The following is a 13,703-nucleotide window of genomic DNA, read 5'->3' as shown; positions in this document are numbered from 1 at the left end:
GGGGAAGGGGCCGGCCGGAGTCTTGCGCGGCCCCGACCGGGACTCAGAAGTGGTACGTCATGCGCGCAAACAGCGTGCGGCCCAGCGGATCGGTGTAGCGCGGGTCATAACCGCTCTGGAAGTTGTAGGCCTGGTTGGAGAACGGCGGATCGCGGTCGAACAGGTTCTTCACCCCGGCATCGACGTCCAGCACCTTGTCGAAGGTGTAGCCGGCCGACAGGTCCCACACCGAATACGATGCGACCCGCGCGTTGGTCTCGCGGTCGTAGTCGTTGTAGCCGGTGGTGAAGCGGTTGGTCAGCGCCGCGCGGGCGGCGCCGAAGGTCCAGGAACCGGTCAGGTTGTGTTTCCAGCGGGCAATCACCCCGTCACCCTTGAAGTCGCCGACCTTGTCGGTGAACGGGCCCTTGATGGTGCTCTGGAAGTCGTACTCGTCGACATAGGTGCCTTGCAGGCCCAGACCGAATTGACCGTACGGCGTGTTCGGGAAGCGATAGTCCAGCGACACATCGACGCCGTTGGTTTCGACGATGCCGAGGTTGGCGTTGCCGGTGACGATGTAATTGAGCGTGCCATCGGCGTTGCGCACGAAGCGGTCAGGGTAACTGCCGGCCTGATCGAACACGGTGGATTCCGGGAACGGCTGGATCTGGTTGGAGATGTGAATCCACCAGAAATCCAGTCCCACGGACAGATTACTGACCGGTTGATAGACGAAGCCCAGCGTCACGTTGCGCGCCTTCTCCGGGGCCAGGTCTTCGTTGCCGCCGATCTGGTTGAGGAACTGCTGACCGCAATCGCGCCCGCCGTTGCCGCCCGGTTGCACCACGCCGCCGGTACACAGTACCGGGTCGTTGTAGTAGCCCTGGGTGTAGGTGATGCTGCGCGGCGAATACAACTCATACAGCGACGGCGCGCGGAAGCCTTCGCTGTAGGCGCCGCGCACCACCAGTTCCTTGAGCGGCTGATAACGGAACGAATATTTCGGGTTGGTGGTGCTGCCGAAGTCGCTGTATTTGTCGTGACGCACGGCGGCGGACAATTCCAGGCTGTCGAGCACCGGCACGTTGATTTCCGCGTAGGCGGCTTTCACGCTGCGGTCGCCCTCGACGCTGCCGGCCGGGTCAATGCCCAGGCTCTGGATGTCGCCGGCGAAGGCTTCGAAGTCCTGGTGGAATTTCTCTTTCCGGTACTCGCCGCCCAGCGCCAGACCCGACGGGCCGGCACCGAACCAGTCACCGATTTCGCGGCTGATCCGCCCGTCGAAACCGGCGACCCGACCGACCGCCGTGGAATAGGCGCCGTGGTACGCGGCCTGGTCGATGTATTGCTGACCGGCGCTGGTCTGCGGGCCGAACGGGTTGAGCAGGCCGCTGGCCAGACCGTCGATCATCGCCTGATCGCTGACGTAGCCGCTGGTGACGCTGGAGACGATCTTGTTCTGGTTGTACGAGGCGCCGACGTTGTAGTCCCAGCCGCCGACCAGACCGTCGAAGCTCAGCAAAAAGCGCTGGCTGGTGTTCTGGTCTTTCGATTCGCGCGGGCCGGCGGCAGTTTCGCGCCAGTTCACGTCCACCGGTTGCGTCGGGTCGAGGGCGAAACCGGTGGGCGCCGGGGTGATGCCGTTGCCGGGGTAGTACGGCGAGGACGAATCCAGGCTCAGACCGGTCAATGGCGCCGGGCCGACGGCGGTGGCGTTGTTGTTGCGCGACCAGAAGTATTCGAGGTTGACGTTGTGGTCGTCCGCCAGTTTGCCGGTGGTCTTGCCGAAGAACGAAGTCTTCTCGGTCTGCGGCACCAGGTCGATGTACTCGCGGGTGCTGAAACGGCAGAGGCCGTCGCGGGCCACCAGGTTGGGGCCGTTGCAATTGCTGTTGGCCAGCGGGTTGGTGGCGTTGCCGTTCTGGCTGTAGTTGCCGGGGAACGCGGTGCCGGAGGTCTGGTCCAAGCCCCGCCCGGGCACGTAGTCGCGGGCGAAGGAGCGGTCGTTGGCGTCGAGGTTCTGCTGCTTGTTGTAGTTGAACACGCCGAGCACGTTGAAGCGGTCCTGTTCCAGGTCGCCGTAGCCCCAACTGGCGCTCATGTCCTTGGTCGCACCGCCGCCGCTGTGGGTCGGGGTTTCGCCGCCGAGGGTGAGCTGGCCGTCGGTCATGGATTTCTTGGTGATGAAGTTGATCACCCCACCGATGGCGTCGGTGCCGTACAGGGCCGAGGCGCCGTCGCGCAGCACTTCCACGCGCTCGATCGCGGCAAACGGGATCATGTTCAGATCCACCGCGCCGCCGGCCGAGTTGGTGCCCGACAGGGCGTTGTTGGCCAGTCGGCGACCGTTGAGCAGCACCAGCGTCTTGTTCGCGCCGATGCCGCGCATGTCGGCGAACGAGGCGCCGCCGGTGGCTGCGCCGACCGAGCCCGCGCTGTTGTTGATCGACTGGCTGCCGGTGATGCGCTGCACCAGTTCGGCGGTGGTGGTCACGCCCTGTTTGCGCAGCTCTTCAGCCTTGAGCACGGTGATCGGCACCGCCGTTTCCGCGTCGACCCGACGGATCGCCGAACCGGTCACTTCGACCCGTTGCAGTTGCGTGGTCGGCGCGACCACCGCCGCGGCGGCCGGGACGCTGTTGTCGTCCTCGGCAGCCTGAACCCCGGCGCCCATCCCCATGGCCACCAGGTACAACGGAACGAAACGGTGGCGGGAAATCGTCGCCACCAAGGGTTTGAGCGTGAAGCGTGGAGTGTTCATCAGCATGGTTGTTTCCGACTTTGTTAGACGTTTATCGAAATGGCCTTGTGAGCCCTCTTTGCACGGAGCACGGTGGTGCCGCGCCGCGAAAACCACTTTCTTCAAGCAAGCCGATCCCCTCCGAAGACGCGCTGCGTTTTTTCGGTCGGCCGATTGCGACGGGATTCAACGAACGGTGTCGGGCGCGTCCCTCACTGCGCGCCCGGCACCGCCGTCAGCGGGTGGTCATCACCGATATCTTGGTGATGCCCGAGCGCTCGATGGACGCCATGGCTTTGGCGACCTGGCCGTAATTCACGGCGGAGTCGGCCTGCAGCTGCACGCGCACTTCGGCGTCCTTGGCCTTGACCTCCTTGAGGCTGGCCTCCAGTGATTCCGGCGCCAGCTCGGTCTTGGCCAGGAAGAACTTGCCGTCCTGATCGACGCTGACCACCACCGGATCCTTCTTTTCGGCGGGGGCGACGGCGTCGGTTTTTGGCAGGTTGACCTTGATCGCGTTGGTCATCAGCGGCGCGGTGACGATGAACACCACCAGCAGCACGAGCATCACGTCCACCAGCGGCGTGACGTTCATTTCGCTGAGCACTTCATCGCTGTCTTGAGTGGAAAAGGACATCAGCTGGCCTCCCGCACGGCGGCCGTGGATTTGGCGATGGCCTGGCGGCTGATGGAAAACGCGCTGCGTGAGGCGAGGGCGTCGAAGTCGTGGGCGAAGTCATCCATGTCCGCCGAGGCCAGCTTCAGGCGCCGCAGGAAGAAGTTGTAAATCAGCACCGCCGGTACCGCGACGGCAATCCCCACACCGGTAGCGATCAGCGCGTGGCCGATGGGCCCGGCCACGGTTTCCAGGCTGGCCGAACCGCTGGCGCCGATGCTTTGCAAGGCTTCCATGATTCCCCACACCGTGCCGAACAGGCCAATGAACGGCGCGGTGCTGCCGATACTGGCGAGGATCGCCTGGCCGTTTTCCAGCGAGCGGCGTTCCTTCTGGATCTGCTGGCGCAGGTTGCGCTCCAGTCGGTCGGAACGGTTGATGGTGTGCGCCAGTTGCTGGGTGGTGCGCGGGGATTCTTCCACCAGCAAGGCTTCGAAACCGCTGCTGGCGATCCGCGCCAGCGAGCCCGGATACTGGCTGGCGTGTTCGGCGGCGGTCAGCAGGTCCGGTGCGCCCCAGAAGGCTTTGCTGAACTGTTTATTCTGGGTTTTCTGGCGCAGGTATTGCGCCGACTTGACCAGCAGGATCGCCCAACTGACCACGGAAAACAGCACCAGCCCCCAGAGCACGCCGGGGACAATCATCGAAGACAAAGAATCGTTCATGGCTACACCTCGCTTGCGTTAATCGGTTGTGAGTTCGGTTGTCGCGCCGTCATTGCGGCAATTTGAAATCGATGGTCTGGGTGGCGAAGCCGTCGATCGGTGTGTCGCCGCGTTTGGCCGGGATGAACTTCCAGGCCTTCACCGCTGCAACCGCCGCTTCATCCAGTTGCGGCTTGCCGCTGGATTTGGTCACCGTCACCGAGCCTGCGCGACCGTTGGCCAGCACCTGAATCCGCAGCACCACGCTGCCTTCCCAGTTGCGCCGCAGGGCCAGCGACGGGTATTCCGGCGGCGGGTTGCCGAGGCTGGCGAGGCCGGAAATCGCCGCCGACTCTTTCACCGGCCCCGGTGCCGCAGCAGGTGCCGGCGGCGCACTCGGGGTGGTCGGGGCGGCAGGCGCTGCCGGTTGCGCAGGGGCGGGCGGCGCTTTCGGCGGCTCGGCCTTTTTCACCGGTTTGGGTTTCTCGACCGGTTTCGGTTTTTCGATTGGCTTGGGTTTCTCCACCGGTTTGGGCGGTGGCTTGACCGCGTCCTCGTCTTCCACCGGTTGTTCCGGTTCGGGCGGTGGCGGTGGTGGGGGCGGCGGCTCCGGTGTCGGCGGGGCCGGCGGTGTCGGGCTGGTGAGCTCGACGGTCATTTCCGGAATTTCCGGTGGCGTGGGCAGCGGTTCGGCCCGCGCCTGTTGGAAAAACCACCAGGCGCCGCCGTGTATCAACGCCGACACCGCCACCAGCAACAGCATCTGCTGTTTGTTCAGGCCGCCGGGCTGAGAAGTGTTGGCCTTGTAGACGGGCCGACCCGCCACCGACGCAAGCGCTGCGTTCGGTACTGGCCCCGGCGGCGTTCTGTGCTTTACCGCATCGTTCATTAAAGCTCCCTCGGGTGGATGAAGGGCAATAAGGTGCCGTTCGAACAACACAGCGTTGTTCGAGTGAGTGGTCGCAACTTTCATACAGGTGTGCAGAAGCCGATAGTTGAACTATCTATTGAACAGGGCTTGTGCAGCTTATTGCTTCAGTAATGTCGACTTCGATGGTTCATTGATCCGGTCCGTGGCTGTTCTTTTATAAGTGAGTGTGCAATTGAGTGGCGAACATCATTCGTGCCCTCATGGTGGATGCAATAGCAACCGCTGTGCCAAAGAGTGACCAAATGTGTATCGGTTATTTCATGGGTGATACGTATGTCGCATTTATATAAGTTTCATTAAACAGGCCGGTTTTCCTGGGCGCATAACCTCACGATGGCCCTGATTGCAGGGCTTTTTTCAGGGCGAGACAGCTCTGGCGCGGTATCGCGCTGTTCAGCGAGATAGAGCGGCTGTTCTCGTGTCGGCCAGGGCGCGTGATGGTGCGTGGCGGACTGATTTGGTGCGGGTCAGTGTTTTAGCGGGTCACAGGCGAATGTTCCTCGTTCTTGTTCAAGTAAGGTCTGTCGTTCCGCTGGGTCGGTGTAATGACGGAAGTGCGGTTTTGGTGCACTTCGAGCATTAACTCCGAACAGCAAAACTTGTACGGGTGTGCTGTCTGAAAGTTATTGTCGAACAATCTGTTCTGGCATTCATTAATGCAGCGCGCACGCAATGACTGCTTGCGTGCTATTTAAAAAATAAATAGTGCAGGTGTTCAGGTAATAAAAGGAATGCACGGACTGTTCGGCGGGCGAACGTGGCGCAGGTAAACGGGCATGGAGAAAAGAGGGTGGCGCAGCAGATGAAGATTCACGCGGTGAACTCCTTGTTGCCAGCTCGGATACGCGAACTTTTGGTTCGGTATCGCACCTTACAAGAACGCGGATAGCGTTCGCTGATTGCTCTTGGTGCGGGATGGGCACCGCCAGCGCTGTTTTGCGAGATCAGGGATTCGCAAGCTGCCGATGAATGCGCAATCCGTGCCAAATTCGATACAACAGCTATAAATAGGGCCAGGCAGGACGCCTTTCGCAGTGGAGGAGGGGTTATGTATCAGCTCTACGGACATCGCAATTCAGGGGCGGCGGCCATCGAGGCGGCGCTCGAGCTGTGCCAGGTGGCTTACCGCTTCATCGATATCGAGGCCAGCGCGGAAGCGGCGCAGGAGCTGGCGCGGCTCAATCCGCTCAAACAGATCCCGACCCTGCAACTGCCGGACGGCAGTGTCATCACCGAAAGTGCGGCGATCCTGATTCATCTGGGGCAAAGCTTTGCGCAATCCGGCCTGCTGCCGGCCAATGGCGCTGACCGCGATCAGGCGATTCGGGGCCTGGTGTACATCGTCAGCAATTGCTATGCGGCCATCGGGATCATTGATTACCCGGAACGCTGGCTGGTGATGCCGGACGAGGCCTCGCGACAGAATCTGATGGCGGGTGCGCGGGAACGACTGCACTGGACCTGGGAGGTGTTTGCCGACCAGTTCTCGGCCGAGCTGTACCTGGACGATGAAACACCGGGCGCACTGGATGTGCTGGCGGCGGTGGTCACGCGCTGGGCCGGTGCCCGCGAACACCTGCGCCAGGCCCGACCCGGTTTCCATGCGTGGCTGCAACGCATCGACCGACACCCGGTGCTGGCGCCGGTCTTTGCGCGGCATTGGCCCGGCTGATTACTCCCCGCGAATGTACTGCTCCAGCTGTTTGATCAGCTCGGCCTGTTCGGCAATCGCTTCCTTGACCAGGTCGCCGATCGACAACAGGCCGATCAGCTTGCCGTCCTCCACTACGGGCAAGTGACGCAGACGTTTGTCGGACATGATGCCAAGGCAAGTGTCGACGGTCTGGTGGGTGTCCACCGTAATCACGTTCGCCACCATGATGTCGCGTACCGGCGTGCCCACCGAAGAGCGCCCGTGCAGCACCAGTTTGCGCGCGTAATCGCGCTCGCTGATGATGCCCACCACTTTGTCGTCTTCCACCACGAGCAAGGCGCCGACGTTCTTCTCGGCCATTTTCATCAGCGCTTCGAGCACCATGTGATCGGGTTTGATCTGGTGCACTTCCTGATTTTTCTGATCTTTGAGCTTGAGCAGCTGGGCGACGGTTTTCATGGCGGTTACTCAGGTGTTGTCGTTGTTCTCCAAGCATCGTAGACGCAGGCGCACAGAGCAAGGCCGCAAAACGGCAGATAACACGCAAAAAACGTCATTTCCCGGTAAATGACTCAAACCCTTTGCCGATTGCAGGTGCGACCACAAGCCGCCACATGTTTCGAAACAGAGCCCGAAACGAACAGCGCTGCGTTTTTTGTAGACTCCAGGGCCCTTAATGTCATGGATGACAGCTTTAACATGCAAAACGTACGGATCAGCAGCCAACAATCGCCCGACAACGCAGCAGCCCGATCCATCGCAGGTTCAATTCCTTCCTGGTTGTTGAAGTCCAGAGACGCTCATCGTCTCGCCATGCGGACAGCAGCCGGGCGTGATCTGCCCTGGTATCACCAGGCGTCGGCAGCGCAACGCATGGCCCTCAAAAAGGCACTTGAGGCCAGTTGGCAATCACGCAACCAGTCCGACAGGATCTTTGGCCGTCTCAAGGAAATCGAAGCGTTCGCCGAGTCGTTATTGATCGAAGCGCTCAAGACCCGATTCGGCATCACAGTCGATATCAGAACGACTTATCTCAGAACCTATCGTTCAACGGGGTTGGCCGGTGGGTTTGAAATGCGGACAGTGTCCTTGCTCGAAGCGGCGCTGAACAACTTCGAAGTCGAGGAAACACGAGGCGGTTATTTCGACGCAGCCAGCCAGTTCATCACCCGACCTTCGGCGACGGGGCAGTTCGAGATCGTCCCCGTCAAGTCTCGGCTGTCAGTCGAGGCCTTTGCCTCACTCTGTCGTGAACTGGATATCGGTCGCCAATACCAGACCTGTCTGAACGGTTTTTTCGACTTCACCCAACCGGTGGCCAAGGCACGGCTGCAACTGGCGTTTCAGACCTGTGAAAAAGACGCTCTGGTGGTAGCCAGCGAACTCGCGCTCCTGAAAGGAGACATTGATTCGCAGACCCATGCGCTGCTTTTGCGGCTGACACAAGGAGACCGATTATTAACGCTCGGCGTAAAAAACCTGCATTGCCATACGGTCACGATGATGGGGATCGATCTGAGTTCAATCCTTCTGATCGCGGCAGACCTTGAGGGCAGCCGCTCGGTCGAGCCTGTCATTGCCTACGTCCCTCATGATCCCCGGCATCCGGTCAGGCAATATCCCTCGGCTGCCCGTTTCGCGGCGGTGCTGACCGACCAGTTGCGGGATCCGGATTACCAGCAGTTTTTCAGTCGTTTCGTTCCCCATCGGCACCGTGGGAATTTCTTCTTTCAGCTCAATGAGCGGCTTGTAGAACTGAAATGGCATGCGTCCGATCCTGGTACGCAACAGCCGACGTGGCGCCCCGAGCCGGTGGCCAATCCGGATTTGAGACTGGCCGGTGCAAGAATTGCCGGTGAAGTCTGGGACCACGTCTTTACACGTCACTTGAATCAGTTGTTCGCCGACGCCAGGACTCGGGCCGTTCCGACTGGCGATGAAGACGCGAAGTCGCGCTGGGCGCGTTGGGACAGTTTTCAGAAGGTCGCTCTAACTGTGCTTGAGGTTGGCCTCTTCGTTGCCGCACCCTTTGCGCCTCTTTTGGGCGAGCTGATGCTGGCCTACACCGCTTATCAGCTGCTGGATGAAACCTTCGAAGGCATTGTGGAGTGGTCTGAAGGGCAGCGCATTGAAGCGGCAGAGCACGTCCTCGGCGTGGTCGAAGACCTTATTCAGTTGGGCGCTCTGGTAGCGGCAGGTGAGGTGCTGACTGCCTTGAAACCGCTCAAGTCATCGCCATTGATCGAGCGAATGGAAGTCGTGGAGTCGAGCGATGGTCGATCGCGTTTGCGTACCTCGGAGCCGGAAACGACCGTTGCGCAAGATCACGAACGCGTCGATGAGACACCACTCGGCACGGGAGACATGCCAGGCCTGGAGGCGCGCTTCAAGGCGCTCTATCCACAGTCGACCGAACAGACCTTCGTTGATTTTGTCCGCAAGTCAGGCACACCAGCTCAGGCACTGCAACGGATTGGCGAGCTAGAGCAAAACTATCAGGCAATGAGCGATACCCTGGACGGGTGGGTGGCCATCGAGAAGGGTGATTTGTTGCCCATGGATCAGCGTTACCACAAGGGACGCTTTGCCGAGGCGATCAAGCGTTGCTGGCAAGCCGCGCATACACCTTCGGCGAACGGTTACACCCTGGATCTGGACTTTCACTGGACCAGTGACTTCCTGGAATATCTGCCGACGCTGGACGTCGAGTTCCCGCATGTCAGCGCCTTGCGGTTTCGCAGTGCGGAGTTGCGTACCGATATCGATGGATTTCTGGATTATTTCCCCGATCTGAAATCACTGGACTTAAGCGACAACAACCTTGTTGCACTGCCGAGTCTGAAGGGGAGCTTGAGGGGGCTGGAGTCGTTGGATATGTCCGCCAACCAATTGAGCCTGAGCGCTGAAAGTGTCGCGGAACTGGCGGCTCTGACTCATCTGCAAACGTTGAGTCTTGGGAATAACCCAGCGTTGTCGCGGCCACCGGACATCAGTCGCCTGTCTGAGCTTGTGACGCTGGATCTGCATGGCAACGGTCTGGTGGATTGGCCCCAAGGATTGTTTGCCCTGGCAAGGCCGCGGGGCTTCGAACTGGATCTGCTGGACAATCCGATTGCTCGAATACCTCAGGTGGTACCTGGCTCCGAACAGGCCAGACTGGTTGCCCGTACACGTTTGAGCCGTGATCGATTGCCTGACCCGGTTCGTGAGCAGTTTCAGGCCTGCATGCGTTCAGTCGGTTATGACCCTGCGCGCAGCTACCCGCCCAAGGGTGAGAATACCAGTGTGCACTGGCTGGAGGGCGTGAACGGCTCGGAACTGCAGAGCAGGCAGACCAGGTGGAATCAGCTTGAGGCGCAAGCGGACTCCCAGGGTTTTTTCGAAGTTCTGGAGCAGTTGGTCGAATCGGCTGATTACATCGAAGCTGCGAACCGTGCGGAGCTTACGCAGCGGGTTTGGCGAATGATTGATGCGGCTACGCAAGACGCGCCGTTGCGCGAGGAGCTGTTTGGCATGGCCATCCATCCAGAATCGTGCGCGGATGCCGGTGCGCAGATATTCAATGAAATGGGCATCAAGGTATTGATCCGCGAAGCTCATATGGCGGGCACTCCCGAGCAGATTGAAGCTGCACTGATAACGCTGGCCAAAGGCAAATCCCGACTGGATCAGGTCAATGAGATTGCACGGGCCACTGTCAGGTCCCGTCTGCTGGCTGGTGAAACATTTATCGCAGTGGATGAAGACGGGGACATGACTGGCACGATCGATGAGGTGGAAATTTATCTGGCGTTCCAGACCGGCCTGGCGCAACGGCTGGAACTGCCGTGGCAATCGCGGGGCATGTTGTTTCGGGAGATAGGCGAGGTCACGGATGCCCGGATTGATAAGGCTTATGACTCCATCCTGGGACTTGAGGCGGGTGAAGGGCTGGTCAACCAGATCATCGAGCAACGCTTCTGGCGCAAATATCTGAAAAGACGGCATCCGCAAGTGTTTGGGCAGAATGCTCTGGAATTCAATACAAGGCAGGAGGCGTTGTTCGCGCGACATGTGACGGGGGCGCTGACGCAGCCAGTGTACGAGCGAGAGTTGCTGGCATTGGCCGAGGAGCGTAAGGGGTTATTGAAAACGCTGACGCTGGATGCGTTGAACAAAGCGGCATAGGCCGTCGCGAGATAATCGCCGCTCAGGCTCACCCTGACCGGCTTTCGTCTACCTGCACGCCGCTTATTGCAGTGCATCCAGCTGGTTTTTCCAGATCTCGTGTGTCAGGCCGGTGGAGCCTGTCAAAACGTTGAAGGGTTTGACTGCATTGTCGTAAGTGGCCACCAAATGCCCGGCGCAACTGAAGCAGGCTTCAAAAGCCTGAGCGTGTTCGACGTTTTGCAGTCGTTGCGTCACCAGGGAGATCGACTCGGGATCGAGGTCGGCATATGGGAACAGTGTTTTCTGGATGTAGAGGGCGGCACTGGCGGCCTGCACTTCTGCATGAGCCCCCGGCAGGCCTCGACTGGCGGGCAGTTTCATATCGCTGGCTCTGATATGCAGCTCCATGCGCTCCAGTATTTGAGAGTGGATAGCGGGCACTTCGTACTCCATCCCTGCGAGACTGGTGGGCTCGGTTGATGCGCCTACGTACACTTTGACTGCGAAATTTCTGTCTTTCAGGCGATTGGTGTATTGCTTCTCCATATGGTCTTTGAAAAGCCCGAAGTCAGTGATCTGATAGACGCCCAGAGAAGCGAGATTGTCGTCTCCAAGGGTGTAATCGACCGGTCTGGACAGATGGATCCCGTGTTCGGCACTCGTCAGGGTTTCCGTCAATGGGATATTGATGAAGTCAGTGAGGATTACGTCCTCTTCCGCGCCTTCCCCCGGGATCAGTGCGCCGGCGTGTGCCACGGCAACGTTGCTTCGAAATTTCTTCGAGAATCGAGAATCCGGGTTTGCCGCCAGTCTTTTCTTGATCTGTGCAGGGGTGCCTGCCGCTGCAGTGTTGCCCGCCGTTATCATGGCGGTCGTTCGGCCACTGACTCGCTGGTTGAGCCTTTCGCCAGTCAACCCAAGCACGTCTACAGCGCTGACGGGATTGTTCCTGACCATCGCATACAGATTCCATCCATCCACCGCGCCAGCCGGGTCAGCACTGATCCAGCGCAGGCACCACCAGGCGTAGTAGCGCCTTCCATAGGCATAGAGCCCGGTTTCGTCCATCTCCTCGCCCGAGTAACGCAGGGTCTTGTAACTCACTTCCCGTGCCGAGCCTGCCGTCAACGCGGCCGTACCGCCGAAAGGGTAGTAGTCTTCCTGGCTGATCAGGCGGGCCTGCTGATCGAGCTCGATCATGCCGGAGTGCTGAATGTCGTCGAGGCAGTAACGCACTTGATCGTTATCGACTTCAGCGGGGCGTCCGGCGATCCAGTGCAGGCAGCGCACATTGCCAATCGCATTCGGCAAGGTAATGACATGCAAGACCTCGCCGGTTTCCCGCGTGCGGATTTCCAGGCCGTGCAGGTAGTAAACCTGTTGAAAGTGAGAGGTGGACGGGGTGTGAGTCTCATGCCGTTTGGAAACCCTCCTGCCACCGCTGTAGCGATAAGTTTCCTTGTCATCCGGTTCGCTACTGCGCTCAATCAGCGTGACGCTGCTCAGTTGGTCGTGGAGGTTCCATTCAAGGGGTTGACCCGGATGCAACTGCTGAAGATTGCCATGACGATCAAACAGCGCGGGAAAGTCCGGGTCGGGATCTCCTGCCTGCCATTGCACGCCCCGATTGCTTGAAGGCTGAATGAACATCTGTCGGGTATACCCACCCACCGCGCGGGTATGTACCATCCGGGTCATATTGCCGCCTGTGTCGTAACTGTAGGTCTGGCGGTAATTGAGATGATGGGCGGGATCGCTCGGCACCGGGCGGCCCGGGGTGCCGGTCGCAGGCAAGGCGTCATGACCGGTAGCGCTGATCAGTCGGTACAACGAGTCATAGGTAAAGTGACGGATCCCGCTGATACGCTGGTTAGCAAAAAACTTCGGTTGAAAGGTGTGATCCTGAAGGCTGACCACGTTGCCGGTATTGTCATAGCCATACTCCAGATACTGGCGCAGGGGCTGGCCGGGCACCCCAGCCTTGATGCTGGTCAGCCAGCCATTGGCATCGTCGTAATTCCAGGTTCGAATCACCCCATTGCCCAGTGTCTGTTCCTCGGGCAACCCTTCTGCGTTGTAACGACAGCCTTTGAGAATGTCCTGGACGGAGTGGCTGCCAGCAAGTTGCAACGTCACCTGTATCAGTTGTCCGGCGACGTCGTATCGAGATTTTTGCAAGTGACCACCGGCATCGGTCTGGCTGAGTGGCTTGCCGTCGGCGCCGTAGTGCCATCGGGTGGTGTAGGTAGCGCCATCGAGCGTTTGGGTTTCTGCAAACGGCAACCCCGACAGACTGAATGGTCCGAAGTCCGTTGATCCTGAAGGGTCGACTTTGTGAATGAGCTGTCCGCGGATGTTTTGCCCGGGATCAGCGTCCGCCTGGCCGTAGGTCAGTGTTTCGATATCGGGTTGGTCATTCACTCCGACGGCAAGCAGGCGCAAGCGGCTGTCGTAGACGTTGTTCCATACGTTGCCGCGTCCATCCCAGCGGGTGAGCACTTGATCGGCCAAGCCGGACAGGATCACACGATCACCGGAGTCGACACTCTCGGTCTTGAGCACTTGCCCTATCAACCCATGCACGGTCACCAGATTGGGTTTGGGTGCGCTGCCAAAGAGGCGGGGATCCCAGCACTCCACCAGGCGGCCAGCGGAGTCGTAGTGATTTCGGGTAATCAGTGACTCTGTCGGTGCCCCCGCCGTCGTGCGCAAACAGGACACCTCGCGAACCGTCAGGCCTCGCCCGTCCATAACGATGAGTGAAGGCGTACGGTGATGTACGGAGGCATTCAATTTGCCCAATCCTGCGATGCATCGCACCAATGAGTGTTCGAGGCAGTTCCTATGCGAATGCTATCAACATTGATGTGACGGGTAACCTGTCAACTTTGACAGTGCCCAGGCTTTGGCGCTCGTCAGCAATATCG

General features: G+C 59.8%; 8 protein-coding genes. 2 read left to right on the top strand and 6 right to left on the bottom strand.

Annotated elements, in window-relative coordinates; genetic code table 11:
• Positions 1 to 43 precede the first annotated feature (43 nt).
• The 4 genes from ABTV87_RS19085 to ABTV87_RS19070 all read right to left on the bottom strand — a co-directional run bounded on the left by ABTV87_RS19085 (position 44) and on the right by ABTV87_RS19070 (position 4,931).
• Positions 44 to 2,749: a TonB-dependent receptor gene (locus ABTV87_RS19085; RefSeq protein ID WP_433898145.1), complete on the bottom strand. Its 2,706-nt coding sequence runs from the start codon at positions 2,747 to 2,749 to the stop codon at positions 44 to 46.
• Between the two features lie 208 nt (positions 2,750 to 2,957).
• Positions 2,958 to 3,359 carry an ExbD/TolR family protein gene (locus ABTV87_RS19080; RefSeq protein WP_007959059.1) on the bottom strand — a complete coding sequence of 134 codons (402 nt, stop codon included), beginning with the start codon at positions 3,357 to 3,359 and terminating at the stop codon, positions 2,958 to 2,960.
• Positions 3,359 to 4,063, bottom strand: a complete 705-nt coding sequence (locus tag ABTV87_RS19075; RefSeq protein ID WP_085608298.1) for a MotA/TolQ/ExbB proton channel family protein — start codon at positions 4,061 to 4,063, stop codon at positions 3,359 to 3,361. The genes ABTV87_RS19080 and ABTV87_RS19075 overlap by 1 nt, the downstream gene beginning before the upstream one ends.
• A gap of 49 nt (positions 4,064 to 4,112) precedes the next feature.
• Positions 4,113 to 4,931: a TonB family protein gene (locus ABTV87_RS19070; RefSeq protein ID WP_433898144.1), complete on the bottom strand. Its 819-nt coding sequence runs from the start codon at positions 4,929 to 4,931 to the stop codon at positions 4,113 to 4,115.
• Positions 4,932 to 6,021: 1,090 nt separating this feature from the next.
• On the opposite strand from ABTV87_RS19070, the gene ABTV87_RS19065 reads away from it, so the two are divergent.
• Entirely contained in the window at positions 6,022 to 6,645 is a 624-nt protein-coding gene (locus ABTV87_RS19065) for a glutathione S-transferase N-terminal domain-containing protein (RefSeq protein WP_433898143.1), read from the top strand.
• On the opposite strand, the gene ABTV87_RS19060 is transcribed toward ABTV87_RS19065, so the two are convergent.
• Positions 6,646 to 7,086 (bottom strand): CBS domain-containing protein, encoded by a 441-nt coding sequence (locus ABTV87_RS19060; RefSeq protein ID WP_007959054.1) that lies wholly within the window; start codon positions 7,084 to 7,086, stop codon positions 6,646 to 6,648.
• 222 nt (positions 7,087 to 7,308) lie between these two features.
• Between ABTV87_RS19060 and ABTV87_RS19055 the strand changes: the two genes are divergently transcribed.
• On the top strand, positions 7,309 to 10,794 hold the full coding sequence (locus ABTV87_RS19055; protein WP_433898142.1) for an NEL-type E3 ubiquitin ligase domain-containing protein: 3,486 nt from the start codon (positions 7,309 to 7,311) through the stop codon (positions 10,792 to 10,794).
• Positions 10,795 to 10,857: 63 nt separating this feature from the next.
• On the opposite strand, the gene ABTV87_RS19050 is transcribed toward ABTV87_RS19055, so the two are convergent.
• The gene (locus tag ABTV87_RS19050) at positions 10,858 to 13,569 is read right to left on the bottom strand and encodes an RHS repeat-associated core domain-containing protein (protein WP_433898141.1); all 2,712 of its coding nucleotides are present in this window, start codon (positions 13,567 to 13,569) and stop codon (positions 10,858 to 10,860) included.
• Between the last annotated feature and the right edge of the window lie 134 nt (positions 13,570 to 13,703).

The organism is Pseudomonas sp. PSE1(2024) (assembly GCF_050990555.1).
Classification (GTDB): domain Bacteria; phylum Pseudomonadota; class Gammaproteobacteria; order Pseudomonadales; family Pseudomonadaceae; genus Aquipseudomonas; species Aquipseudomonas aphyarum.
Note: the sequence above shows the minus strand (reverse complement) of the source record. Positions and strands in the feature narration are given on the sequence as shown.

Coding starts and splice junctions, on each gene's coding strand:
- ABTV87_RS19085 (WP_433898145.1), bottom strand. CDS start 2,749: ATGCTGATGAACACTCCACGCTTCACGCTCAAACCCTTGGTGGCGACG.
- ABTV87_RS19075 (WP_085608298.1), bottom strand. CDS start 4,063: ATGAACGATTCTTTGTCTTCGATGATTGTCCCCGGCGTGCTCTGGGGG.
- ABTV87_RS19055 (WP_433898142.1), top strand. CDS start 7,309: ATGGATGACAGCTTTAACATGCAAAACGTACGGATCAGCAGCCAACAA.
- ABTV87_RS19060 (WP_007959054.1), bottom strand. CDS start 7,086: ATGAAAACCGTCGCCCAGCTGCTCAAGCTCAAAGATCAGAAAAATCAG.
- ABTV87_RS19065 (WP_433898143.1), top strand. CDS start 6,022: ATGTATCAGCTCTACGGACATCGCAATTCAGGGGCGGCGGCCATCGAG.
- ABTV87_RS19070 (WP_433898144.1), bottom strand. CDS start 4,931: ATGAACGATGCGGTAAAGCACAGAACGCCGCCGGGGCCAGTACCGAAC.
- ABTV87_RS19080 (WP_007959059.1), bottom strand. CDS start 3,359: ATGTCCTTTTCCACTCAAGACAGCGATGAAGTGCTCAGCGAAATGAAC.